The organism is Fodinibius sp. SL11 (assembly GCF_052060035.1).
GTDB lineage: Bacteria > Bacteroidota > Rhodothermia > Balneolales > Balneolaceae > Fodinibius.
In genome coordinates, this window is the sequence record NZ_JBPOEA010000001.1 from 85,291 (window position 1) to 112,279 (window position 26,989).

The following is a 26,989-nucleotide window of genomic DNA, read 5'->3' on the forward strand; positions in this document are numbered from 1 at the left end:
TTTTCGTATTAAAACGAAAAAGCCCGGCCAAAAACATGAGCCGGGCTTGAATAATTTTACTTGAATAAACGGTTAGTACCGATTCTTTGAAGGGATTGTGTGTGAGGCCGCATATTCTTCCAGTTTTGCTACTTCATCCCACATTTTCCTTGCTTCCTCAATGGTTTCGTCAAGTTTGTTTCTTACAGGGTAGTATTTTTTAAGTCCCCACACCTGACGTGCTAATTCGGCTTTTATGAGTCCGCGAGGCATCCATTCAATTTCCTCAAGATGTCCTTGGGGAATAAATAATGTGTCAGATTTAAACTCCGGCTTAGAGAGCGTATCGGTGACAACCATATTTTTCTCTTTCAGGCGACTGAATACTTCATCCATCTGTTCTTTTGACCACTCAAATTCTTCATTAAAGCGATCATAGTTGTCCTCCCATTTTTCACGGAATGCGTCACCGTTTTCATCAAGATAATCTCGTACAAATTCGAAGCCAACCCGATTACGAAGCATATAGTTGGCAACAATTTTGGATTGAGCAGTATCGGGTTGAACAATATGATCGGGCACGATACCTCCGCCGCCGTAAACCGTTCGTCCGGCGTCAGTCGAAAATTTTAGTGAATCAGGAACATGAGAAACAAATTCCATAGCATCGCCTTTAGCGTCTACGCCACGTTTATAAATTTCATAGGCGTATTCTTCACCTCCCTTGTTGTTATATGGCTTCTGAATCAACCTGCCGGAGGGGGTATAATATTTAGATATCGTAACACGAATTTTGCTGGAATCAACCAGTTCATATTGCTGCTGAACCAATCCCTTGCCAAAGGTACGTCGTCCGACAATCCATCCCCGATCGTGGTCCTGAACAGCACCGCTTACAATTTCACTTGCTGAAGCAGATCCCTCATCAACAAGAATCATCAGCGGTTTATCTTTGAAGAACCCATCGCGACGTGAATAATAGGCTGAAGTGAATCGCGTATGACGGCTTTTTGTAGAGACAATTTTTGTTCCTTGGGGAAAGAATTCTTCCGTAATAGCCACAGCCTGACTTAAATACCCTCCCGGATTCCCTCTTAAATCCAAGAGCAGGCGTTCCATACCGTTATCCTGAAGTTCTTTCATCGCCTCCATGAACTCTTGGTGCGTGGTTTGGATAAACTTATCCATTTTGATGTATCCGGTCTTGTCGTCCATCATATAAGAAGCACCGATAGAGTAGAGGGGGATATCGTCGCGAACGATGGTAAATTGGATTGGATCTTTTACATTCGGTCGCTTGATCGTAACATCAACCTCAGAACCTTTGGGTCCTCGTAAGGTATTACGGACATCTTCATTGGTAAAACCAATGGCACTTTCGCCATCAATTTTGGTAATACGATCCCCGGATCGAATGCCCAACGCATCACTGGGTCCACCGGCGATGGCCGTGATTACCGTAATCGTATCTTGAATGACATTAAACTGCACCCCAATACCCTGAAACTTGCCTGAGAACTCATCATCGATATCATCACTAAGCGAAGGTTCAATATATACCGAGTGTGGGTCTAACCCTCTAAACATAGATTCAAGCGCATCTTCAGTACGTTCAGTCATATTTTCATCGGGATAGTTATTTGTGACATACAGATAAGCTTGTTCAAACTTATCGACTGATTCCCCCAGGCTTTTTATTTTTATATCCCCAAAGCTGGTGTCAGCCGGGGTATCTTTAAGATTAGCTGTACTATCTGAAAGATTTTTTACTAATCCCTTTACACTGTTTTTGTATAGTTCTGTTACATCAACCTGATCGACGTAATTGTCGATTATACGTCGTTGGGTCTGGACGTACTTTTTGATGTTTTTTTGCAGGGTATCATTTCCGGGAACGATGGTTTCAACACCGGCAAACCAGAAAAGTGATAATACAAACAGCGTGACAATATTAGGGATGATAAACTTTTTCATGCTCATGGTGCAAAGGTATTGGTGATTACATTACAAAAATTATTTCTAAATCGTACTGCTAAAGAAATAACGTATTATCGAATGCAAATGAGTAATTTTTATTTAAGCTGTAAATAGCTGATTAATTTAATATTTGTCAACGTATGACTACAGAATATATTGACTTAAATCTTTGTCTTTAACAAGATCATCCAGCTGTTTGTTCACATAATCTTTGTCAATAGTGATATCACCAGAGTTAATATCATCGGGGACAGCAAATAACAGCTCATCCAATAGCGAAGACAAGATGGTGTGCAATCTTCGCGCACCAATATTTTCCACCCGATCATTTACCTGGGCTGCAATCGAAGCGACTTCTCGGAGAGCATTTTCGGTAAACTCAATATCCACACCCTCCGACTTTAACATCGCTTGATATTGTTTGGTTAACGCATTTTTGGGTTGCGTTAGAATATCAAAGAAATCCTGTTCGGTAAGGGAGTTTAGCTCAACGCGGATCGGGAAACGGCCCTGTAATTCCGGAATAAGATCAGAAGGTTTGGAGACATGAAAAGCCCCTGAACCAATGAACAGCATGTGGTCAGTTTTAACCATGCCGTGTTTTGTAGAAACATTACTACCCTCAACAATCGGCAGCATATCACGTTGTACACCTTGGCGACTTACATCGGGGCCTCCACCGCCACCGCCTTTGCTATTATTTGATGATTCGGCCACCTTGTCGATTTCATCAATAAAAATTATGCCTTGTTTTTGAACGCGTTCAAGTCCTTCCTGTACTGCTGATTCGTGATCGATCAGCTTTTCGGCCTCTTCTTCCAATAAAATTTCACGCGCTTCTTCAATGGTTACCTTACGCTTGGTTTTTTTCTGTCCGCCCAGATTGCCAAGCATATCCTGCAGGTTGATTCCCATTTCTTCCATTCCACCCTGGGGACCAAATACTTGCATCATGGGAGAACGCCCAGATTTTTTGACCTCGATCTCTATTTCACGTTCATCAAGCTCACCATTGCGGAGTTTATCACGAAACTTTTTGCGCGTACGTTCATTGAGCTCTTGGTCAGACGCACTTTGCGGATTAAAATTCTGATCATTTGAATTGGCATCAAATCCCGGCGAACTGTTATCGCTTTGGTTTTTCTTGACAGGAGGGATAAGAATATCCAGAATGCGTTCTTCAACAATTTCACGCGCTTCTTCTTCTACCCGATCGCGCATCTCCGTTTTTACCATGTTGATGGAAATATCGGTCAGATCACGGATCATTGACTCGACATCGCGTCCAACATAGCCGACCTCAGTAAATTTACTTGCCTCAACTTTTATAAAGGGAGCTTCGGCAAGCTTAGCGAGTCGCCGGGCAATTTCGGTTTTACCGACTCCGGTAGGACCAATTAAAAGAATATTATTTGGCAGAATTTCGTCTCTGATATCTTCATCAGCATTCATGCGTCGCCAGCGGTTTCGCAAGGCAATGGAAACCGATCGCTTGGCATCATCTTGTCCAACAATGTATTTGTTCAATTCCGCAACCACTTGTTGCGGTGTAAGGTTTTTCTGTGTAACTGTCTTTTGTAAAGTACTCATCAATCTTCAATTTCTAATATACTCAGGTTATGATTCGTATAGATACAGATATCTGCTGCTATATCGAGTGCTTTTTGCACCATCTCACGAGCTGATAAATCCGGAGCGTTGTCTTTGAGAGCCCGCGCTGCGGCAAGGGCATAATGTCCTCCACTGCCGATAGCTAAAATTTGATCATCAGGTTCAATGACATCTCCCTGGCCCGATATCAGCAGAGCCTGATCTTTGCTCATTACGACCAAAAGAGCTTCAAGTTTGCGCAAAAATTTATCCTGCCGCCATTCTTTGGCCATCTCTACAGCGGCGCGTTTTAAATTGCCGTTATATTGCTTCAGTTTTTCCTCATATTTCTCGAAGAGGGTAAAGGCGTCGGCTGTTGAGCCGGCAAAGCCCGCAGCAATTTTTCCCTCATAGAGGCGGCGCACTTTATTAACGGTTGCTTTCATGACAGTATTTTCCATGGTGGCCTGTCCGTCACCACCAAGCGCAGCTTCACCGTTGTGAATAATACCCAAGACGGTTGTTGCTTTAATTTCAGGTAAACTCATTAAACTATATTCTGTTTCAATTTTTTAATTGGAATACGTAAAATCAGGAATCAGATTTGTAATACTTGGATTTGGAGCTTCCGCCCGAACGTGATGGTCGAGGTTTTCGCTCATCTCGTTTTTGCCGGCCACCCGACTTTGATCCATTTCCCTTGTTATAATAATCCAGGTCTTCACGGCCGGGACGGTCATCAAGGTCATCCAAATCGCTGGTTTCATTCGCTATAAGTTCGTCAATGTCGTTTTCTTGCATCACTACATCAGTAATATCAATATCAGAACCGGCGATGGTAGCTTTGTATTCATTTAGAGAAATGGAATCATCAGCAACAAGCGTAATCTTCAGCCAGTAGCGGAACATCCATTTGCGACGAATGCTCAGGAATCCCTTTTCCAGATAGGCTTTTAAATAAGGATTAATATAAATATCAACGGCGCGGTAATCGGTGGTGGTGCGGAACTTGCTTAACCATGCATCGAGGTCAGCAAGAATGGTATTTTTGGTCACTACGCTGCCCGATCCACCGCAAGTAGGGCATACTTTGGATACCGAATTAACAACGCTTGGTCGGATACGCTGACGCGTAATTTGAACTAACCCAAAATCGCTCATGCCAATAACATTCGTCTTGGCGGGGTCTTTTTTGAATTCCTTCTTAAGCTCGTCATAAATTTTCTTGCGGTTTTTATCATTACGCAGATCAATAAAATCAACGACAATAATTCCGCCAATGTCGCGCAGTCGTAACTGTTTAGCTACTTCGCGTGCTGCTTCAAGATTCGTTTTCAGGGAGTTGTCTTCCTGCTTTTCTTTAGCAGCATAAGGGCCGGAGTTTACATCTACCACATACATGGCCTCCGTCTGTTCAAAGATGAGATATCCACCGGACGGCATGCGTACCCGTGGACTAAAGATGGAGTCTACATCTTTGGCAACTTTCATAAAATCGAAGATATGCTCACGACCTTTGTAAAGCTCCACATTGGGAAGCATTTGCGGGGCCACCTGGCTGACGTACGATTTGATCTTTTTGTGCATCTCAGGGTCGTCAACCAGTACGCGATCATACTGTTTAGCAAAAAGATCACGAACCAAACTCTCGGTCATATCCAGATCTTTGTAAAGCAGCTCAGGGGGCTCAGCCGTTTCGAGGCGCTCCAGAATACGTTCCCATTTTTTGAGCACATCGCGCATATCATCCTCAATAGACTGCTCATCCTGTCCTTTGGCAACCGTTCGAATAATCACCCCAAACCCATCAGGCACCATCGAGCTCACGATGTTCTTTAAGCGTCGGCGTTCTTTGTAATTATTTATTTTGCGGGATACAGCCACGTAATCGCCCATGGGGATGAGTACGAGAAAACGTCCTGCCACGGTGATATCCGTCGAAATACGAGGTCCCTTAGATCCTATGGGTTCTTTAACAATTTGAACCAACAGCTTTTGGCCGGGGTTTAGAATTTTACCCGCCCAGTTCTGTTTTTCGTAGTTGGATATCTGATTGAAGTCCGTCTTTTTGAGCTCTTCGCGCACATTTTTATGAATGGCATCGCGACCGTTAAGCATCTGAACATATTCTTTCAGATGGTCACCGGCGTCAGAAAAGTGCAGAAAAGCATCCTTTGGAGTACCCATGTCAATAAATGCAGCACGGATACCGCTCATAACCTTGTGAACCTTCGCCAAGTAGATATTCCCTACTGTACGTTGGTTTTCATCAGATTCTATAAAAAGTTGGGCAAGTTCGCCGTTTTCCAGCAGAGCTATCCGGGTCTGCTTTCCCGAAGCGTGAATAATGATTTGATTTTTCATTTAAATATTCTTCTTTCACGCAGTTGCTGTCCTCCGGACGTATAATCCTGATCAGTAAATCAATGGCTTTCATAGTAACAACAGTCTTACAGTTCGTTCGTCTTAGCGGGATTACAGCAACCGCTAAATTAAAATTCCTGTTAGGAGAAAAATTTGTTGGTGTAATAAGATCGTATTCAGAGGAAGGGGTATCTTGCAGAAAACGATCACAAGAGATCAGCGAGTTCAAAAACTTCGCTGCATTCTTCAAAAAGAAGCTCAAATGTTTTCGAAAAGTAAATAAAACCTTAAGTAGTGCTTGTGAGTAAATAATGTGCTGCAAAAGGTAAACCTAAATTTTTTAAAAATCTCTGAATACTTGGTACAAAGTATCACGATAATATACAAGTAGTTTTGCTATTATGTAAACGGAAAATTGTCGGAGTGAGTTCGCGAGTTAATACGATCTTCTTTTATTCCGCTTTATTTAACAGCTTCTCAACTTTTGTGTTATTTGGCTCCGAAAAATAATTTATCTGATGGGAGCTTCGGCTGTGTATCCATTTTTATAGCGTCTAATGAGCCAAACTATTACCCTTCTTGTTGAGCACGGGTAATCTTAGCCCCAACATTGGTGAGTTTTTCCTCCAGATCCTCGTAACCCCGATCAAGGTGGTAGATGCGCAACACATCCGTTTTACCGTTGGCAACCATTCCGGCCAGAACTAAACTTACACTGGCACGCAGATCCGTACTCATCACCGAAGCGCCTTTAAGTTCTGTTTTTCCATTGATATGAGCAGCGTTTTTCTTGACGTCGATATCGGCGCCCAGCCGTACTAATTCAGGCACGTAGCTAAACCGATCATCGTAAATGGTATCCGTGACTTTTGATGCTCCGTTTGCTTGCGTCATCATGGTAGCCCATTGGGCTTGCAGGTCGGTAGGAAAACCGGGATAGACTTTGGTTTTTATGGAAGTGGGGATGAGCTCTTGGGGCGCTTTAATATGGATGCTACTGTTATTAATCGCTATTTGGGCACCCGTTTCTCGAAAAGTTTTTGGAAATTGACCGAGGTCATCCACATCCACATTGGTCAGTGTAACATTTGATTGCGGATGCATGGCGGCTGCGATCATGAAAGTGCCGGTTTCAATACGGTCAGAGGCGTTACGTGCCGTAATGCCTTGCAGGCTATTTACTTTTCGGATCGTTAGGGTGCGCGTTCCAATGCCTTCAATGTCGGCGCCCATTTCGACCAACTTTTTGCAAAGCAATACTACATCAGGTTCTTTGGCCGCATTTTTGATCGTAAATTCTTTAGCGCGAAGTACCGATGCGAGTACTAAATTTACCGTTGCGCCAACGCTGCTGGGTTCGAGGGTAAAGGTGCCGCCCTCCAATTCTTCGGGAGCGCTGGCGATGACATAGCCCTCATCGAGCTGAATATCAGCGCCCATCTCCCGCATGCCATCGAGATGTAAATCCACGGGACGCGGTCCCCAAGCACAGCCGCCGGGCAGCGAGACCTTGGCTTCGCCATATTTGCCCAACAGGGCACCCAGCATATAAAAAGAGGCCCGCATTTTTCTTACCAGCTCATAGGGAGCCTCGTAATGCGTTAAATTTTTGGGATCTATGGTGAGTACACCCTCGTCCTCATTAAAATCAACGCGACAACCCGTAACGCGAATTACATTATTAAAGGTGTAGATGTCGCGCAATTTAGGGATGTTGGTAATGGTTGTAGGCGAATCGCCTAAAATAGCTGCTGCCATCAGGGGCAGGGCCGCATTTTTTGATCCGCTGATTGGAATAGTGCCTTGGAGAGGGGTAGGGCCTTCAATTACAAATTTATCCACTTGCTTCTATTTCTAAGATTAGAGCGTCTTTTTCGAGAGAATCTCCCTGTTCAACAGCGATCGATGATATTACGCCTTTGATGGGAGCTTTAAGTTCATTTTCCATCTTCATGGCTTCAAGAACAGCAACGGGGTCGCCAAGTTCCACTTCATCGCCTTCTTCAACCAGTATTTCCAGAATTTTACCGGGCATGGGAGCATTGAGTTCTCCTTCACCAATTTCGGCGGAAGTTTTAAAACCCATACGATCCAGCAGTAAATCTTGTTCGTTGCGAACATCCACCGAATGCCAGTTACCATTTAACGTAAAAGTTACGGTATGCTTGTCGTATGATACATTATCGATTTTGTAGAGTTTTGTTCCCATTCGCAGCAGGTAGCGCCCGTTTTCCTGACGATGAAACTCGTAAGTTTGAGAATCATCATCAAAAACCACTTCGTTGGCATCTTCTACAATTTCGAGTTCGGTGGTGGTATCGTCTAATACAGCTTCAAATTTCATAATTAGGTCGATTTAATTTCAGCAAGTCCTTTGCTGGTGGCTTGGAAAGTAAAATCTTGCAGGTTATCGGTGTCATAAAAACTGGTAAGGGCAATTTTATTGCCGCTGCGCTCATAAGCCTCTACAAAGCCAAAGCTGAGCAGGTTGATAAGGTCATCGCGCAGCTCGCCCTGCAATAATCCCGTTTCTTCCATGATATCTTGGAATTCTTCGGGAAAGATGAGACGTTCGAGCACTTTTTTTTCGGTTTTCGTTATTTTATGCTTGCCCATAATACTTCTTCTTTTAAGAGACCTTGAACATAGGAGGGAGATCGCTTTTTAACAATTTACTCAGTGCCGATTTTAATATCGCCATAGGTAATTACATTTAAATCTCCGTCGAGGACACGAATTCTATAGAGCCCGTTAGCTTGGGAACCTCCCGATTGCCCGGAAATTTCCTGTCCATTTAATCGTATGGTCACCAGCGATGGTGAAGAGATATCGTCGCGAACGGCTATTGGAGGTTTACCGGCATCGGAAACGTTCTCAAAGGAATAGACTTCTATACGGTTAAGGTTGTCAATATTACTGAGATAAATATTAATCGTTAAATCCTGATTATAATCTATTGGATTCGGATAGGGGGGCTGTAGGCTTGATATGCCCGTTCCAATATTAAGAAGCCCCCGGTACATAGGACTTACACGCCAATCATCGGGATCATTATTGGTTATTTCTCCTTCAGCTTGAGTAGCGGTATACCCACTGGGAGCAGATAATGATTGGTTCTCGAACTCCCGCTGATCATCACTTTTAGAACATCCCGAAAAGATCAGGAATCCCGCAAAAAATAAAATAGTTACATATTGAGTAAATGAATTAAATAACATGAACGAAATTCCTATGAGATACTTTCAATAATATTTCAATTTCATCCATAAAATAGGGAACTTTGAACGCTTATTTAAAACAAATTTAAGAGTTTATTTTGAAAGTTTTGAAGCCGCTTGGTCTTGCTGGAATTCTTGTCATCTGTATAGTCGGGAGCATGATATTCCCGCAGAATGCAAAGGCGCAAGATTCGTTGTTGACCTACGAACATCCGGATAGGCCGCCTACAATGGAAGAACTGTTGAAATGGAAAGAGGTTTTTACCTACAAGGTAAAATTTGGGTTCTTCAAACTTGGGGAGGTAAAAACGACCATCATCAGGGATACGACCTATCAGGGAAAAAAAATATGGTGGCTGCGTACTGTGATAACATCAAATTCGGGGATCCCTTTTGTGGGCAAAGAAGAAAATCACTATAACACTTTTATGGTAGAAACCGACAGTATGCCTTACACAAAGCTGTATTGGCGCGATGATTTGGATGAAGAAGAATTTGAATCCGAGGTATATGAGTTTGATTATGAAAATGAGAAAGTGTACATCTCGGAGAAAATGACTCCTGTTGATACACTTTCGCTTACAGAACCGTCAAGTTCGGGGCAGCTTATTTTCTATTATTCCCGATTGTTTGCAGGTACTGATAAGGATTATCGACTACCGGTTTACCTGGAGCGTAAAAAGGGATATATCAACGCGACGAACAGTACCAAAATAGAGAGGCGCAACTATGATGCTTTTGAGGAGCCGGTCGAGACGTATTTTAGTAAGGGCGATGCTGATATTGACGGCCCATTTGGATTTCGAGGAAAATTTAAGGCATGGTATATCACCGACGATTTACGTGTGCCTGCCGAAGCTCATGCCAAGGTTTGGCTGGGCAATGTTAAAGTGCAACTTATTGATTATAAAAAAGAACGCAGATAACTAATGAAGATACAGTTTAAGAAGTTACCTCATGCTAAGGACTTACCGCTTCCTTCCTATGAATCAGCATTTGCGGCCGGGATGGATATTCGAGCTGCTCTGGAAGAACCCGTTACCCTGCAATCAGGCGAACGGCAGCTTATCCCATCAGGGTTGAAAATGGCGATGCCCAAAGGTTATGAAGCTCAAATGCGTCCTCGAAGCGGATTGGCCTATCGACATGGTATTACTATGCTGAATACGCCCGGGACTATTGATGCCGATTATCGCGGAGAGCTGAAAATGCTGGCGGTGAATTTAGGTGATGAGGCTTTTACCATTAACCACGGCGATCGTATTGCTCAGATGGTGATTGCTCCGGTTATCCAGGCCAAGGTAGATGAAGTAGAGGAGTTGACTGATACCGAGCGCGGCGACGGTGGCTTTGGCAGTACGGGCGTGAAGTAGGAGTTCGTTAATTTGTTATTAGTTATTGCCAACAGCTAATAACATATAAATAGTTATATATTTTGCTCGATAAGATACAACCCTATATTGACCTTGTTTCCAATAATCAAAATTACCGTCGGCTGTGGCTCAGTCAGGTTGTATCCAATTTTGGGGATTGGTTTGGGATTTTAGCCGTTTACGCCCTTATCACCAAGTATTCCGATTCGGAATTTTTGTTGGGACTCATCATTGTGGTCAAAATGATGAGTTTGGCCAGTTTCTCTCCATTTGCCGGTTATATTACTGATCGCTTCAACCGGCGTCGGCTGATGATGCTTTGCGACTTGGTGCGTGGGGCAATTGTACTGGGATTATTGCTGGTCGTATCCTACGAAACACTTTGGCTGGCGTATGTACTTACCGCGCTGCAGATGATGTTTTCAGCCATATTTGAACCCGCCAAAACCTCATCCATTCCCAATGTAACCACTGAACGAGAGCTCGTTGATGCCAATGTTCTTTCAGCGGCAAGCTGGAGCATCATTTTTACGATTGGTATGGGGTTCGGAGGTTTGGCAACAGCGTGGCTGGGAACCGATCTTGTCTTTATTATTAATGCGTTAAGCTATGTGCTTTCGGCTTGGTTTATCTATCGAGCGGTCATTCCTCAGAAAAAAATGGAAGCTGCCGAGCGCAAGCGAACAAGAAACCCATTAACGGGTATTAAAGAAGGCTTTCGGTATCTATTGGATAATCATCATGTATTGCGTCCCACCTTGGCCAAGGGATGTTTTACGATGTTACTGGGCGGACTTACTTATATGTTGATTCTTGTCTCGGAAGACGTGCTTCTGATGGGAAGCGTGGGACTGGGGTTGCTGTATTCGGCCCGCGGCGTAGGTACAGGCATTGGTCCGGTAATCGGGCGACGTATCTTTAACCGAGAGCGCGACTGGGTGCGAGCTATGGGGTACTGCATGATGTTTGCCGGGGCGATGTACGCGGTAGTTGGAATGACCACAAGCTTAGTTGTGATGTTGTTTTTTGTATTTATTGCCCATGCGGCATCGGGCGCAAACTGGGTAATGAGCACGGTGCTGTTACAACGGCGAACGCCAGACACTTTTCGCGGACGTATTTTTAGTACGGAGTGGTTGCTCTTTACGCTTACGCAATCGGCATCGGTAATGACCGCCTCCTGGGTTTTGGAAAATGACTGGCTGACCATTCAACAGACGATGATCGTCTATGCTTTGCTGCTTTCCGTAGCGGGAATTGTTTGGCATTTTACTATTGCGCAGCAAGAGCAGACCTTTCAACTAAACAGAGAGGAAAGTGAACATTTTGCGACTGCCAATAGGATAGATGTATAAGGAGAATCTGATTGTTAGGATCCTATGATTTTGTCCTAACTCTATAATGGAAAGAAAAAAATAAAAATCCCGCCATTCATAAAGACAATGACGGGATGTATGAATCTGATCAGGAATTAATTACCGGTATAAACAATGCGCCAGACATTGCCTTCAACTGAATCAGAAATATAAAGTGATCCATCGGGACCTGTAGCCAAGCCCATTGGTCGATGTTCGGCATCGCCCGGTGATTTTATGGTGTCTACACCGGCGAAATTATTTGCAAAGGTTTCGTCTTCTCCGGAAGGAGCTTCACCATCAAAAGGAAGGAACGAAACTCGATACCCTTCCTGAGTTTCAGGAGCTCGATTCCATGATCCATGGAAAGCTACAAAAGCACCCTTGCGGTATTTTTCAGGAAATTGCTCTCCGTTATAAAAAAGTAAATCGTTGGGCGCCCAGTGACCGGGAAAGGCGTAAATAGGATCTTCAAAATTGTCGGCCTGACCAACTTCTTCACCATCACCGCCGTACTCCGGCGCTAATACACGTTTTTCCTGGAACTGATCATAATAAGAGTAAGGCCATCCAAAATTATCGCCATCATCAATGGCAAAAAATTCTTCAGCAGGAAGCTCCGCATTTTCTTCCTCATCAAAAAAGTCAGGCCAAAGTGCACTCAGCTGATCGCGTCCGTGTTGCACGGCATAAAGCTTATTTACCGAGCTATTCCAATCAAGGGCAACAGCATTTCGAATGCCCGTTGCATAGCGATGCCCATCTTTTTGTTGATCCTGTGCCAACTGATCAGCCGAAAACTGCCAAATACCAGCCTGACGCTCCAACTGTGGACACGGGTCTTGTCCCGGAGATCCAGGGGTGCGTCCTTCTTCCTGACAAGCATTGGAGGGGCCGCCCACATTTACATAGAGGTTGCCGCTATTATCAAACGTAAATGACTTAGCAGCGTGGGTATTTTGGTCAGGTAACCCAGTCACAATGGTTTCAGCTTCGGAGCTGGGGATGAGGTTCTTCTCCGGCATTTCGTACCTAAATACTTCCAAGTCCGAACTTCTATACAGATAACCGTCGCGAATAGCTATTCCGGTACCGGTGTGTTCTCCAAAGTATTTAATTTCATCGGCCACACCGTCACCATTGGTATCGCGAAGAGCTGCAGTACCTGCCCCGTCTTGTTTTTCACTTAAGGCCAGATAGATATCTCCATTATCACGAATGGTAAGGTGGCGAGCCGGGCCAACGTCCTCAGCAACAACCACGGCCTGGAAGCCCTCGGGAAGTTGCAGTTGGGTATCTTGCTCAAAGGCCAGCTCTGATCGGTTGCCCGCTGTATCAGGCTCCGCCGTACAGGAGACCAGCATCAAGCCTATTCCTAAAATAATTCCAATATGAGCTGATTTATGCATGTATTACCGTTATTTTGATATTAAAAATATATATGACATTTCATTCACTTGTAACTAACCATCCTCATGGAAATATAAAAATTTAAAAAGCAGCTCAAGCATTCCAATTGAGAAGTAATATTTTGACGTTTGTCTGATGATATCCGGTCGCTTGTAAAGTCATTATCTCTTTATTTTAAGGCTATATATCTTTCATATCGTCTCCGTATCTTCTCCATAATTTATCAGAGAAAGTGCGTAAAAAGGTACGCAACCGTTTAGGGATTGATATAAACTTATAGCTTGACGGTTTTGAATGGGGTATTTGTTGCTTTCCGGATGTCGATTATATAGACCATCAATCTTTTAAGAGTAATAATGAGCCAAGACGGTTTTTTTAGGTGACAAATCCTAATAATTCATCAGATGGCAAAATCACAAAATTTTGAAATGCTGACCCACTAAAACAAGGATCGAAACAGCATTAATAGCGTTTTGCACTGTGCCTAAAATGGTAGTTCGAACAAAAACCCATCAGGTCGCCAAAATCTGATGGGTTTGAGTATGTAAAAAGAAGATTTCTCTATTATTATTCTTCCGGAATATTGTAATCAATGTTATCCGGTTGATAATCGCCCAGTAAGTGTTCGGCAAAGTAGCGCCAGCGAAGCCGTTCAAAATAAGGTGAATAATCTCCAAACCCATGACGCTGGCCGGGCAGCATCATAAAGTCGAATTTTTTACCACTTTCAATGAGCGCATTGGCTAATCGAATAGTATTGGCCGGGTGCACATTGTTATCTACGGTGCCGTGGACCAGCATAAGATTTCCTTCAAGGTTTTGAGCAAGATCAATATTGGTCTCAATTTCTGACTGGAATTCAGTTTCTGTTTTCACCGAATCCGATGAAGTGCTGTCGGCTTCTACTTGGTTTTCTACTCCTTTTACGCCATGATGGATTTCGCTCCACCACATATTGTAAATATTGTTGTCGTGATTTCCGGCTGAGGATACCGCCACATCATAAAAGTCAGGATAACTTAGTAGGGCTGCCGTACTCATAAATCCACCACCGGAGTGCCCGTAAATACCAACCTGGTCGATGTCAATATATGAGTGACGCGATGCCAGTTGTTCCAGCGCATATTTGTTGTCTTCAAGCGGATAGTCGCGCAAGTCGCCGTATCCATAATTGTGGTAGTATTTGCTTCGGATGGGGCTCCCGCCGCGCTGTCCCATGGCAACTACGATAAATCCAAGTTGGGAAAGAGCCGTCTCATCCACATGACGGAATCCGATAGGGAAGGGTTCGGTTTGTGGTCCGGGATAGACGTAGGTGATGATGGGATAACTTTTGGTGGAGTCAAAATCAAAAGGCTTCCACATTACCCCGTATAAATCGGTGGCATCGTCAGCTGCTTTAATGCTAAATGTTTCGGGGGCCTGCCATCCGGCTTCTTTTAAACGACTAACGTCGGTTTCTTCAAGCGTGGTTATTACGTCACCATCTTCATTACGGAGGACAGAACGCGTAGGTTGATCAACGCGGGAATAATTGTCTATAAAAAAGTTGCCTTTATCAGAGGCGCTGATATTATGGGTCGCCTTTTCGGGCGTGAGTCGCTCTATACCAGAGCCGTCAAAATTAACTTTGTAGAGTTGCGCATAATAAGGATTCATGTCAGCTTCGCGGCCATAGCCTTCAAAGTAGAGCGTGCGGTCGGTGGTATCGATCTTGGCAATATCACTGGCAACAAAATAACCGTCTGTAATTTTATTCTTCAGATTGCCGGTTTTATCATACAGGTAATACTGTCCCCAGCCGGTGCGCTCCGACCACCAAATAAATTCTTCGCCTTCGTCAATAATGGCCAGATTAGCCAGCATTACATTAAAATAGGGGTTACTTTCTTCGCTGAAGAGTACTTCCGTTTCACCGGTTTCTGTATCGGATTTGAGCACGTCAATTTTATTCCACTCGCGGTTGCGGCGCAGCATATACAGATAGTCGGATCCCGTTCCGGTATAGATGCCGCCATTATTGAAGTAAGCACCACCGATGACTTCATCCGTCCATTTTTCCTTATCGGTATCCAGTTTAACGCCTTCGGTATTTTGGAGGGTGTCAGCCTTGAAAGCCCACATTTCGTGTTGGGGGACATTTTCTTCGCCGGGCATGGGATATTTGTACGTTTCGAGCTCGGGACGTTCTTTCAGGGAGTTGATGACCCACAGTTCTTCGACATCGCGCTGGTCGGTGCGCTTGGCATACAGTTTATTGGAGTCCTCGAACCACTCAGCGACTGATTGCAGTTTTTTATTGCTCGTGGTATCTCCGGCATCAGCCTGAAAGCTATACCACCGTTCGCCATCATCCGTAAGCTGATATTCCGTACTGTCGGGATCATCGGCATTCATCAGGTAGAGGTTGTGATTCTTGGCGTAAGCAATCCAGCTGCTGTCGGGAGAATAGGTAGCCCAGCGCTCGTTGGATTTCTCTTTCAGCGAATCCCCTTTAATGAGTTTGTTGTTTTCGAGCTTGTACTTAAAATTGATGCTGTCAACGTGAAAGGTGAACAGACCATCTTTGACATTATATTCAAAGTCACCGAGCTCCAGTTTTTTGTGATTAAAGGTCTTGCTGAACGTTTCTGAAAGCTGCGCGGCCATTTCTTTGCGATTAAAAAGAGGACTTTTTTCTCCATCTTCAGCATCCACAAAATACCAGTGGGTTCCGGTTGGATTTTCATAGCTGTACCAAAAACGATCCTGGTCTTCAATCCACTGGGGATTTACTTGGGTATCGCCCGTCATCTTTTCCATACGATCTTCGGTAAAGCGCTGGGCAGCTTCAAAATTCGCCTTTTGGGCTTGTGCAGTAAATGAAACAAGCATTAGCCCAATAAATAGTAAATAGCCTCGCATTCTTGATTGTAGCATAACGTATAATAGTGCCGGTTAATAAAAGTTGGGTAGTATTTATAAAATTGATGCAATGGTTGTAAAAGAATAGCAGGTAAAAGATCGTAAAAAAAGCAGATTTTTATCAGGCAATGAAATGCAAAACTAATAAATATGATAACAGGCGAATAAGAAATACCTGTTACTCAAAGTGCTTTTTCTCTTTCTCGAAATCTTCATCTGAAACAAGTCCCTGTTGCCATAATCCCGTCAGGTAATCCATGCGCTCCATCGAACCCGGATTACCTTCAGGTTGCTCCGGTTTGGTTTGTTCTTTTTTCTGTAAGCGCTCCTTTTGGAAGGAAATCGCTTTTTCCAGCATCTTTTTCAAGGCGAATGGATCAGCTACCCCTCGAAGCCTCATAGAAGTAGCCGTAGTGTTAAGCGTAATGTTCCCAACGGAAACCTTTTTTTGCAACCAACTTTGCTCAACTGATACGCGCTCAATATTAACCAGATCAATGTTGCGTTGGTACTTATTATCTCGTGAAGAAATCTTGGTATCGCTAAAAGTATAGGTGTACTTTTTTTGTCGCTTATATACCAAGTAAAGTCCCACTAAGCCAATCCCAAAAAGAGGAATAAACAGTACTGAGAGGGCATATCCAAGCAGATGATTCTTCCAGCTGGTCTGCAGCGTGATGGTTTTTTCTGAAGTTTGATCGGCCATAAGGTTCAAGCTTTTTGGCAGTTAGTTGATCTGTTGTAAATGTAGGTAAAATTCAGCAAAGACTAAGGCGAAAAAACTAATTTTTCCCAAACAGATTTCATATATTATCAGGCTTTCATAATCACAGCATCGTTAGTGATGTAAGAATTTTTTTCATGAGACTTAAACCCTGGAAATATATTGTCGCTGTCTGGATGACAGCTGTTATCATCGCCGGCTTTTTGATCCCCATTCCCGATATCCCAATCCTCAAAGAATCGGCACGTAATTTGTTTTTGCACGTACCCATGTGGTTTACCATGTCGGTCTGTTTTGCAGCGGGATTATATTACAGTATCCGTTATCTGAACAATCCGATCATGAAGTTTGATCGTAAAGCAGAAACGGCCACGCAGGTAGGCCTTATTTTTGGTATTTGTGGATTGATAACCGGTGCGATATGGGCCCGTTTCACCTGGGGCACATGGTGGACGTTTGCCGAACCCCGTATGAACTTATCGGCATTGGGGATGCTGATTTATGTGGCTTATTTTGTATTACGAACGGCTTTTAATAATCCCGAAAAAAGAGCTAAAATTGCTGCCGTTTTCAATGTGTTTGCCGCCACAACGATTCCATTTTTACTGTATATTATCCCGCGTCAGCTGCCAAGCCTGCATCCGGGCGCCGAAGGCAATCCGGCTTTTAGCGAAATAACGGCTCCGGAGCTGCGATATATTTTCTATCCTGCTGTTGTTGGCTTTATTGCGCTGGCCGTTTGGCTGAATGACATTCTTAATCGCTACAAAACTGTAAAGCATTTAACTGATCAACAACGAGCATGAAATTTTTTCCTATTCAGGTACAAGAAGATACCGTTGCTGCCGTTGATACATTGACAAAGCAATATTCTCAAAAATGGGATGGCGCAGCCGGCTTGGATCAAGCCAGCCCGTTAATACAAACAGTAGCTTCGAACGATCTCATTTTTATAGTGTTGGGGGTCAGTCTTGTTATTTGGTTTGTGTTACTGTTTTTCATCATCAGAGTGGATAAAAAAGTGAGCAAATTAGAAGAAGAAATTGAAAAATCTAATGTCCAGGAAACGTCATGAAACCTAAACTCATTATTGGCATAATTGCTATTGTCGGGTTTACATCGTTGTTGATGTATAACTTCGGAAACAGCATTAGCACCTACGTAAACTTTGAACAGGCCTCAGGTATGGAAGGTGCCCACGTGGTAGGCAAGTGGGACGACTCTCAAGATTATGGCTTTTCGATGGAGACCAAGCAGTTTTCTTTTTATATGGAAGATCAAGACGGCAATGTTCGTCGGGTCATTTATCCCAAGCCCAAGCCGAACAATTTTGAAGAGGCCGACCAGCTGGTCGTAATCGGTGAGATGCAAAACGGGGTATTTTATGCCAACGATATGTTGATGAAATGCCCATCAAAATATAATAATGCCGATGAAGCTGAATTTGAAAGAGCAACGGCCTCCAGGGGTTAATATTTTATGATTGGTTTTTTAGGAAATCTTTTTATCAATGCCGCATTTGCCTGTTCAATTCTGGCGGCAATAGGATATTACATATACGCAAAGAACGAGAACCCCCAGCACTTCAAGATATCGAACTGGCTGTTTGGGATACAGGGCATTTTTCTGCTGGTTGCATCGGGATTACTGATGTACCTTATTCTTACCCACCAGTTTAATTTCTATTATGTTTATAATTATACCAGCAGCGATCTACAGTTTAAGTACCTGATTTCAGCCTTTTGGGGCGGACAGGAGGGGAGCTTTATGCTTTGGGTGTTCTTATCAACCCTCATTGGGCTGGGGCTGATGAGATGGACCCGCGAGCCATACCGTGGTCCGGTGCTCTTTTTTCTGACGTTAACACAGGTCTTTTTACTCTCGATGGTATCGGGTATCTCGTTGGGTGATTTTCAACTTGGAGCTTCTCCATTTCGGTCGTTGGCCGAAGCGATGCCCAATGCCCCGTTTCTGCAATCCAATCCTGATTTTGTCCCGCAGGACGGCAAGGGGTTAAATGATCTGCTTAAAAGTCCCTGGATGATGATTCATCCCCCCATTTTATTCATGGGGTTCGCGATGATGACCGTCCCATACTGTTTTGCGATGGCTGCCCTCTGGAAGCGCAAGTATAATGAGTGGGTAGATCCCGCTTTGCCGTGGACATTAGGGGCTAATGTTGCTTTGCTGACTGCTATTTTCTTAGGCGGGTACTGGGCTTATGTAACGCTGTCATTTGGTGGATACTGGGCTTGGGATCCTGTTGAAAACGCCTCATTTGTACCGTGGCTGCTTGGTACGGCCGGCATCCATACGATGATTATCCAGCGGAAAAGTTCTACCTCACAGAAAGCTTCTATTCTGTTCGCCATATTGGCGTATGTGGCTATTGTTTATGAAACATTCCTGACGCGTTCGGGAATTTTGTCCGACTCTTCGGTGCACAGCTTTGTTGATCTGGGGTTATATAACCAGCTCGTCATATTTATGGCGGCTGTCACTATTATTGGGTTGGGACTGTTTTTCTATCGATATAAAGAGTTGCCCTCTCAGGAGAAAGAGTCCAAATTTCTGAGCCGCGAGTTTATGACATTCGCCGGTGCCATGGTGCTATTTCTAATTGGGCTTGTGATTATTTTAGGTACAAGCTCACCCATCATCGGGCGTTTGTTTGTTGAGAATCCCACACCTCCCGAGGTCAGCTTTTATAACGAATGGACCATGCCATTGGCTATTATAGCGGCAATAATGACTGTACTGGGGCAGTTCTTGTTCTGGAAACGTCAGGATGGGGAGTCGCTGGCGGCCGATCTGTTATGGCCGGTTGCGATAAGCTGTGTTGCAGCACTGGCTACCATTATGATAGGGGATGTTCGCAATATTTATTACATGGTATATCTGTTGGCTTCCTGGTTTGCTGTGATTGGCAATAGCGTAATCATGTATCGACTGATCCGCAAGAAGCCCATACTCATTGGAGGGGTATTGAGTCATGTTGGTTTCGGAATTTTACTGCTTGGGATACTGGCTTCATCAGCCTATAACGAAATGCTTTTAGATGATTCTGTTAAAAATTATAATGCTGCCATTGAGCGGGGGGAGGTTACTGATGAGCAGGGATTCCAAAAAACGCAGAAGGTGAACTTTCTGGAGCTGAAACTAAATCAGCCCAAAGTTATTGATGATCGCTATAAAGTTACCTTCGATGGATTTACGCTTAAAAATCAGGAGCGACCGGGACAGCAAGAGTATCGCATTAAATTTGAGCCTGCTGATGGAGAAGGAGAGCAATTTGTGCTGAACCCACAGGTCTACCCGATGTTGTCATCTTCTTCGCAATCTGAAATTCAATGGTCGGTGGATCCTGATGTGCGTACCGGATTGATGAGTGATATTTACTTATATGTGGCTGGCAGTTCCTTTGTGGAGCGCCGTAATGACGAAGCCAAAGAAGCAGCGGCCAAACGCCGGGGTATGGCCTCAACCGAGGATGATACCGTAAAAGTTCAAGAAGTAAGTATTGGACGTGGTCAAACGATAAAAGTTGGAGAGTTTGATCTTTCTTTTGAAGATTATCAAGAGGTAGATAATCAACAGCTAAAAGATAGCACGATTGTAGCCATTCGGGCCAATCTTAGGTTGACCCAACGCGGTAGTGATTCTTCGGTACCACTCCGACCGTTGTTTTCCATCTACGTGCAGGATGACGAAAACTGGACCTACGCTCCGCCGGTCCCCATACCGGGTTATGAGGATGCAAGTGTTCAGTTTACCAGTGTTGACCCGTCAAATGGCGGCATTGATCTTAAAATCCGAGGGATTGATACAGAAGTGGAGGAGCAATGGGTACTGCTCGTTGCCGAAGAAAAGCCATTTATTTCGGTAGTTTGGCTGGGCACCTTTTTACTGATGGCTGGATTTAGCGTTTCCATTTTTCGACATTGGGGAAGAGAACGAAAAAAATCCGACTAATCATGCGCCAATATCTACCGGTCTTGTTGCTGATAATAACATTTGTTGCAGCAAATGCCGACCGGTCTTGGGCGCAACAACCCGATCCCAAAGTCGCATTTCTAAAATCCATGGCCGTTCCGGGGTGGGGTCACTATCATGTGGATCATAACAATTGGCGGCGCGGACAATATCATCTTGCCGCCGATCTGGTTTTGATTCTCAGCTATGCAGGGTTTTCTATTCATTCCAATAATCTGCAGCAAAACTGGTATGCCTACGGCCGACAACAGGCCGGAGTGACTATTGAAGGTCGCAGTCGGCAGTTTCAATTAGCTGTTGAGAATTTTGATAATTTGGAAGCCTACAATGATTACCAAGCGCGTAGCCGTAATTGGGATCAGATTTTTGATGACGTTCCCCAAAATCGATGGCAGTGGTCGGGTCGTGAACAACGACTGCAATATCGCGACTTGCGCACCCGATTTGAACAGATAGATCAGCAACTGCCGGCCTTGCTGGGATTGATGGTGGTTAATAGAGTGATAAGCGGTATTAGTGCCTACAATCGGGCCCAAAAGAAGCAGGATTCGAAGGTAAGTAGTTCACTTTATTTATCGCCTTATCACCGCACCGATGGACTGGTAGCTAATCTAAGGATAAAATTTTAGCATATGCCGCGATATAAGGTTTCGATAGAATTTAATGGCACCCGGTACAGCGGCTGGCAAAAGCAGCCGAATAGTAATACCGTGGAAGAAGAGATTGAATCGGCATTGTCCAGGATCTTGACTCAACCTGTTGATGTAATCGGCCAGGGCCGTACAGATAGCGGGGTGCACGCCGAAGAGCAGGTGGCACATTTTGATTTTCCCGAGCCACTTGACCGCGACCGTATTCTATATGCCTTGCTGGGCGTGTTGCCGCACGATATTGCCGTCTGGGAGATGCAGCAGGTTTCGGACGATTTCCACGCTCGTTTTGATGCTACCGCACGACGCTATCGGTACCAGATTATACGACGTCCGGCACCACTAATGCGATCAATGTCTGAACTGGTCCTTGATGAACTGAATTTTGAAGCGATGCGTTACTGTGCCCAAAAAATTGAAGGGTCGCACAACTTTGACAGCTTCACCAAGCCCGATAATGAAAATCCCGATTCAGTTTGTGAGGTCGCCGAATCTTCTTTCTCCGAAAGCAGTTACCAGCTTTGTTACCATATCGAAGCCAATCGGTTTGTTCGTCACATGGTGCGCAGGTTGGTGGGAACTATGATGGAGGTGGGAAAGGGCAGCAGAACGGTTGAAGAGTTTAATGATATGATTAATAACCCCAGCAAAAATAAGAATGCCCATGGAGCCGCTGCACAGGGTCTTATTCTGGAAAAAGTAAGGTACGAAAAAAGCTAAAAAAAATTCTTGACTCGGGTTACCTAAATCTATTATATTTGTCCTCTCTTTGAAACGGTTGAAACATTTTCAAAAGAGTTACATTCCTCGGTAGCTCAGCGGCAGAGCAATCGGCTGTTAACCGATGGGTCGTAGGTTCGAATCCTACCCGGGGAGCTCAAAAAATATAAGGACTGATTGGCGAATGCCGGTCAGTCCTTTTTTATTTTAAGATTTTTCTTTACCAGCTTATTATCCGCGACATGTGGAAATCTAACTGAACCCCTCCTTATAATTTGCCCAGACATAAGTATAGTATCGGGCATTATGTGATGTTTCTGAATGTACTCATTCGGCGTTAATCTCCTAGCGAACTGTGAGGCCGGAAGGAGTTATACCCAGATCACAATCTTTTGGCGGCCATTTTCCAAGAAAAAACCAATGTAGGTTTAAACATTCTGTACCAAATGTGAGTATTATGGAGAGAATATATAATAAGAAATTAGTAGGATACCTGGTATTTCCATATTAACTTGTAGTAAATCAAGAGTTTAATGCAACTTTGAGTTGCCATATCTATTCAGAAGAAAGGCTTGAAATACTAGAAAAGCTAGCGTATTCATGATTGAACCGGAGGGAAAATGTCTTTATTCAAGGGAATTGTAGAAATGGTTATGAAAAGACATCTCACTTCTAATAAGTACAAGACTGACAGAGACGGATCAAACAAAATTAATAGAGATTGTCGGTCATGAAAGAGTGACGCTTAACTATGATAGTAAATCGTATTCAAATTGGACAAGCTCCAGCACCAAACGTCCGGTTTAGCAGTGTTGCTATTTAACGAGAGCGGCAAAATCGTTTTTGAAGAGTTTACTATGATCTGCTGAGCACGATCAATGCATGAGGGTATTCGGTTAACCCGTCTTACGCTGAATCAAGTGGGTAAGTTTAAGCATTTGGTTACTAACCAAATAAATATCGGTTCCCCTGCTAAGTACATTAAAAAGCGATCCGGGTATTTGTCTGGCCGCTTTTAAAATTTAGTAAAGATGTCAATAAGCCCTTAATTGCGGAACTGATGATTTTCAATATCTCAAACACGCAGTACCAGTTTTAATACCCTCCGTTTTTATTATTGGTGCCACTGTTAATCTGGTAGAGAAGGATTTTAAGTATAAAAACCGAACAAATGAAACCACCGTCCAACATTCTTAAAGTTGCTTTAGTTGCTGCTTGTATTTTCCTAAATATGGTGGGAACAAGTTACGGCCAACAGTCACAGTTCCAGTTTGAACATTTTCAGCTGCCGGGTGGAGATCAGGCTAATTTTGTAACGGGCATCACTGAGGATTCAATTGGTTTCATGTGGTTCAGTACTTGGGATGGACTTTATCTCTTCGATGGATATTCATTTACCAATTATACCCACAATCCTGCCGATTCTACCTCTCTTTCTGCAAATTGGACAGAGACTGTGTATGCTGACCACGAAGGCACACTTTGGGTCGGAACTTATGGTGGCGGTTTGAATCGCTTTAACCCTGAAACAGCCACGTTTACACACTTCCGAAATGATCCTGATAATCCAACCAGTATAAGCCAGGATTCCGTAACGGTTATTATTGAAGATCACATGGGGCAACTTTGGGTTGGAACGATGGGCGGTCTAAATCACATGGATCGTAAGACAGGTACATTCACCCGCTATACGTATGATCCTGATGATTCAACCTCACTAAGTAATGATCAGATACGAGCGATTTATGAAGACAGCAAAGGTACTCTTTGGATAGGAACCAACAGCCCTTTTGGCAGCGAACAAGACAATCCCGGTCCCGGTGGGCTGAACCGTTTTAACCGGGAATCAGGTACATTCACACGTTATTTGCACGATCCGAACGACTCGAATACCCTGACCTCAAATCATGTTATGAGCATCTTTGAAGATTCAAGAGGAACATTTTGGGTTGGAACTTGGAATTATGGATTGCATACAATGAATCGCGATAAGGGTATATTTACTCGCCACCCGTATGATCCGAATGCGCCCGATAAACTCAGTGCATCATTTAGCGGCTTTCAGACAGATGTTGAGGGTGGGGGCGCTGTTCAGATTATCCATGAAGACAATCAGGGCGGTCTTTGGATAGGAAGTTTTGGGCTCGGTTTAAATCGATACGATCCTGAAACGGATAAACTCATCCGTTTTGAGCCTGATCCGGATGATCCATCATCCCTGTCTTCAAACAGTGTTTGGAGTATGTATCAATCACAAGACGGGACGAACTGGATTAGTATGATTCCGGGTGGTCTCAATAAAACCCGTTTAAATCAAAGCCCTTTCGAGCATTTTACTCTCACCCCAATGCATTCCAACAATTTCATAAATGTACTTGATGCAGACTATTCCGGAATATTACGCGTGAATGCATGCTGCCCTGAAAATACTATCGTCAGCTTTCAGCATTTAGAAAATGAGATTTCGTCATATAGGGCGAGTTCTACACTTCCTGTGATCGAAATTCTAATTACAGCCATCGAGCAAACAGAAGATGGAACTCTTTGGCTTGGCAGTCATGAAGGAACTCAAACGGCCCGACACGGCGGTCTCTACCAAATGAATAAGGAGACTAACGAGATTATCCCGGTGTTAGTTGATTCAACAGATACTGGTACCAAAATAGGGCCTATAGTAACCATTTATGAAGACCGTGAGGGTCTCTTATGGTTCGGTACAAATTGGACGGGTCTGTTTCGATTAAATAGAGAAACCGGGAAAGTAAGCCACTATACACATGACCCGGATAATCCAGCAAGCCTGAGTCATGCGAATATAACCACAATTTATGGAGCGCCCTTTCAACCGGGTGTATTTTGGATCGGAACCGAAGGAGGCGGACTGAATCGTTTTGATAAAGAGACGGAAACATTTACCCGTTTTCAACACGACCCCGGTAATCTGAACAGCCTGAATGGCAAATATATCACGAGTATTTATGAAGAGGGACCGGGCCGCCTTCTTATTGGAACACACAAATCCGGTCTCGATTGGTTTGATGTTGAAAAAAATATCTTTACACATTTTACCGCTTATAATAGTGGGCTTCCCGATAATTATGTTTCATGCATAATTGGAGACGATAAGGGGGATATTTGGATGGGTACTCCCCAGGGTTTAACTCACTTCGATCCCGAATCCCAGTTCTTCTATACTTTTGGAACAAGACACGGCGTCAGAGCTCATCCTTTTGTGTCATCCTGTGAACGTGATATAGCAGGCAATTTCATTTTTGGTGGAATAAATGGCTTTACCGTTTTTCATCCTGACGATATTCAATCAGACGTCTTAGCTTCTCCTGTGGTTTTCACGAATTTTCTACTAGCCGGACATCCAGTCGGGCCAGACAGTGATGGACCCCTACAGACTCCAATTTGGAAATCACAGGAGATTCGTCTGCAACATGATGAAAGTACTTTTTCTTTCGAGTTTGCAACTCTCGACTATCGCGATCCGCAGTCAAATCAATACACCTATTTGCTGGAAGGCTACGATCAGGATTGGCGTGACGCAGGGACTCAGCGCCGAGCCAGTTATAATCGTGTTCCCCATGGAGAATACGTCTTTCGAGTCCGGGCCGCCAACAGTGAGGGAGTATGGAATCAAAAGGGTACAGCAATCAAACTTTCCATTCTTCCTCCGTGGTGGAGAACGTGGTGGGCGTATGGTCTTTACGGTCTGATTCTTGCGTCAGGTATTTTTGTCGTGGACCGGTTTCAGCGATATAGGCTGATAGCAAAGGAACGGGAACGGGCACGAGAACTGGAGCTTCAGCTGGAAAAAAAACATAGCCGGGAATTTGAGAAAGCTTATTCTGAACTTCAAGACTCACTCCAAAAACTTACAGCCGCCCAAGACCAACTAGTTCAGCAGGAAAAACTGGCCTCCCTCGGTCAGCTTACTGCTGGCATTGCCCACGAGATCAAAAATCCGCTAAATTTTGTGAATAATTTTTCGGAGCTGAGTATGGAATTGATTGAGGAAGCGCGGGAAGAAGTGCGACGTGTGACGTGCGAACGATCACCGGATGATTTGGAAAGTGGCAAGGGTGAAATAAATGGAAAGCTTACCGATGACAGCCATCAGCTGAAAGTAATTTTAGACGATATCGAAGCCAACCTAAAAAAAATCCATAAACATGGAATACGCGCCGACTCTATCGTAAAATCTATGCTGCTGCACAGCCGGGGTAAAAGTGGAGAACGTATACCAACCGACCTTAATAAACTAATTGATGAGTATGTAAAGCTTGCCTATCACGGCATGAGAGCTAGTGATAAATCCTTCAACATCGACATACAAACAGACTATGATCCCCAGATTCCCATGAAAGATTTGGTGGCCCAAGACTTTAGCCGTGCTTTTTTGAACATCATTAATAACGCCATGTATGCCGCACATGAAATTTCCAATTCTCAGCCCGACCGGAAACCAGTAATTCAGGTAACAACAAAAAAAGAAGATAACAACGTTGAAATACGAATTAGGGACAATGGGGGTGGCATTCCCGATGACATTCGCGAAAAAATATTTGAGCCCTTTTTTACCACTAAGCCGACTGGAGAAGGCACCGGGCTAGGGCTTTCCATGGCCTATGATATTATAAAATTGCATCGGGGGGACTTGGAAGTTGATTCAAAACTGGGTGAGTACACAGAGCTTATTATTACTATCCCAATTGACTAATTCGAG

The 26,989-nt window shown here is 43.9% G+C and carries 21 protein-coding genes and 1 tRNA gene; 11 read left to right on the top strand and 11 right to left on the bottom strand.

Going from position 1 to position 26,989, the window contains the following annotated elements; genetic code table 11:
- Positions 1-72 precede the first annotated feature (72 nt).
- The 8 genes from ACQ76V_RS00375 to ACQ76V_RS00410 all read right to left on the bottom strand — a co-directional run bounded on the left by ACQ76V_RS00375 (position 73) and on the right by ACQ76V_RS00410 (position 9,128).
- A complete protein-coding gene (locus ACQ76V_RS00375; protein ID WP_440998476.1) occupies positions 73-1,959 on the bottom strand; it encodes a S41 family peptidase in 1,887 nt (628 codons plus the stop codon).
- 141 nt (positions 1,960-2,100) lie between these two features.
- Entirely contained in the window at positions 2,101-3,546 is a 1,446-nt protein-coding gene (hslU, locus tag ACQ76V_RS00380; protein WP_440998477.1) for an ATP-dependent protease ATPase subunit HslU, read from the bottom strand.
- The gene (hslV, locus tag ACQ76V_RS00385; RefSeq protein ID WP_440998478.1) at positions 3,546-4,094 is read right to left on the bottom strand and encodes an ATP-dependent protease subunit HslV; all 549 of its coding nucleotides are present in this window, start codon (positions 4,092-4,094) and stop codon (positions 3,546-3,548) included. The genes hslU and hslV overlap by 1 nt, the downstream gene beginning before the upstream one ends.
- A gap of 43 nt (positions 4,095-4,137) precedes the next feature.
- Entirely contained in the window at positions 4,138-5,910 is a 1,773-nt protein-coding gene (locus tag ACQ76V_RS00390; protein WP_440998479.1) for an Rne/Rng family ribonuclease, read from the bottom strand.
- 570 nt (positions 5,911-6,480) lie between these two features.
- Positions 6,481-7,752, bottom strand: coding sequence for a UDP-N-acetylglucosamine 1-carboxyvinyltransferase (gene murA, locus ACQ76V_RS00395; protein ID WP_440998480.1), 1,272 nt, complete (start codon positions 7,750-7,752; stop codon positions 6,481-6,483).
- Entirely contained in the window at positions 7,745-8,254 is a 510-nt protein-coding gene (locus tag ACQ76V_RS00400) for an acetyl-CoA carboxylase biotin carboxyl carrier protein subunit (RefSeq protein ID WP_440998481.1), read from the bottom strand. Before ACQ76V_RS00400 ends, murA begins: the two co-directional genes overlap by 8 nt.
- Positions 8,255-8,256: 2 nt before the next feature.
- The gene (locus ACQ76V_RS00405) at positions 8,257-8,526 is read right to left on the bottom strand and encodes a hypothetical protein (protein WP_440998482.1); all 270 of its coding nucleotides are present in this window, start codon (positions 8,524-8,526) and stop codon (positions 8,257-8,259) included.
- A gap of 56 nt (positions 8,527-8,582) precedes the next feature.
- A complete protein-coding gene (locus ACQ76V_RS00410) occupies positions 8,583-9,128 on the bottom strand; it encodes a hypothetical protein (protein WP_440998483.1) in 546 nt (181 codons plus the stop codon).
- 98 nt (positions 9,129-9,226) lie between these two features.
- Between ACQ76V_RS00410 and ACQ76V_RS00415 the strand changes: the two genes are divergently transcribed.
- The 3 genes from ACQ76V_RS00415 (at position 9,227) to ACQ76V_RS00425 (ending at position 11,856) form a co-directional block, all read left to right on the top strand.
- Positions 9,227-10,054, top strand: a complete 828-nt coding sequence (locus tag ACQ76V_RS00415; RefSeq protein WP_440998484.1) for a DUF3108 domain-containing protein — start codon at positions 9,227-9,229, stop codon at positions 10,052-10,054.
- A 3-nt stretch (positions 10,055-10,057) separates the two neighbouring features.
- Positions 10,058-10,501, top strand: a complete 444-nt coding sequence (gene dut, locus ACQ76V_RS00420) for a dUTP diphosphatase (RefSeq protein WP_440998485.1) — start codon at positions 10,058-10,060, stop codon at positions 10,499-10,501.
- 62 nt (positions 10,502-10,563) lie between these two features.
- A complete protein-coding gene (locus tag ACQ76V_RS00425) occupies positions 10,564-11,856 on the top strand; it encodes an MFS transporter (RefSeq protein WP_440998486.1) in 1,293 nt (430 codons plus the stop codon).
- Positions 11,857-11,972: 116 nt separating this feature from the next.
- Here ACQ76V_RS00425 and ACQ76V_RS00430 read toward each other — a convergent pair whose 3' ends face one another.
- The 3 genes from ACQ76V_RS00430 to ACQ76V_RS00440 all read right to left on the bottom strand — a co-directional run bounded on the left by ACQ76V_RS00430 (position 11,973) and on the right by ACQ76V_RS00440 (position 16,876).
- Positions 11,973-13,265, bottom strand: coding sequence for a PQQ-dependent sugar dehydrogenase (locus tag ACQ76V_RS00430; protein WP_440998487.1), 1,293 nt, complete (start codon positions 13,263-13,265; stop codon positions 11,973-11,975).
- A gap of 568 nt (positions 13,266-13,833) precedes the next feature.
- Complete coding sequence (locus tag ACQ76V_RS00435) at positions 13,834-16,185, bottom strand: DPP IV N-terminal domain-containing protein (RefSeq protein WP_440998488.1); 2,352 nt, start codon at positions 16,183-16,185, stop codon at positions 13,834-13,836.
- A gap of 163 nt (positions 16,186-16,348) precedes the next feature.
- Positions 16,349-16,876, bottom strand: a complete 528-nt coding sequence (locus ACQ76V_RS00440; protein ID WP_440998489.1) for a hypothetical protein — start codon at positions 16,874-16,876, stop codon at positions 16,349-16,351.
- 155 nt (positions 16,877-17,031) lie between these two features.
- Between ACQ76V_RS00440 and ccsA the strand changes: the two genes are divergently transcribed.
- From ccsA to ACQ76V_RS00480, 8 genes are all read left to right on the top strand, one after another.
- Positions 17,032-17,700 carry a cytochrome c biogenesis protein CcsA gene (ccsA, locus tag ACQ76V_RS00445; protein WP_440998490.1) on the top strand — a complete coding sequence of 223 codons (669 nt, stop codon included), beginning with the start codon at positions 17,032-17,034 and terminating at the stop codon, positions 17,698-17,700.
- Positions 17,697-17,969, top strand: coding sequence for a CcmD family protein (locus ACQ76V_RS00450; protein WP_440998491.1), 273 nt, complete (start codon positions 17,697-17,699; stop codon positions 17,967-17,969). Before ccsA ends, ACQ76V_RS00450 begins: the two co-directional genes overlap by 4 nt.
- A complete protein-coding gene (locus ACQ76V_RS00455) occupies positions 17,966-18,367 on the top strand; it encodes a cytochrome c maturation protein CcmE domain-containing protein (RefSeq protein ID WP_440998492.1) in 402 nt (133 codons plus the stop codon). The genes ACQ76V_RS00450 and ACQ76V_RS00455 overlap by 4 nt, the downstream gene beginning before the upstream one ends.
- A gap of 6 nt (positions 18,368-18,373) precedes the next feature.
- On the top strand, positions 18,374-20,866 hold the full coding sequence (locus ACQ76V_RS00460) for a heme lyase CcmF/NrfE family subunit (RefSeq protein ID WP_440998493.1): 2,493 nt from the start codon (positions 18,374-18,376) through the stop codon (positions 20,864-20,866).
- A 2-nt stretch (positions 20,867-20,868) separates the two neighbouring features.
- Positions 20,869-21,516: a hypothetical protein gene (locus tag ACQ76V_RS00465; RefSeq protein ID WP_440998494.1), complete on the top strand. Its 648-nt coding sequence runs from the start codon at positions 20,869-20,871 to the stop codon at positions 21,514-21,516.
- 3 nt (positions 21,517-21,519) lie between these two features.
- Complete coding sequence (truA, locus tag ACQ76V_RS00470; RefSeq protein WP_440998495.1) at positions 21,520-22,257, top strand: tRNA pseudouridine(38-40) synthase TruA; 738 nt, start codon at positions 21,520-21,522, stop codon at positions 22,255-22,257.
- An 84-nt stretch (positions 22,258-22,341) separates the two neighbouring features.
- A tRNA-Asn gene (locus ACQ76V_RS00475) sits at positions 22,342-22,413 on the top strand.
- Between the two features lie 1,015 nt (positions 22,414-23,428).
- Positions 23,429-26,983: a two-component regulator propeller domain-containing protein gene (locus ACQ76V_RS00480; RefSeq protein ID WP_440998496.1), complete on the top strand. Its 3,555-nt coding sequence runs from the start codon at positions 23,429-23,431 to the stop codon at positions 26,981-26,983.
- Positions 26,984-26,989 lie beyond the last annotated feature (6 nt).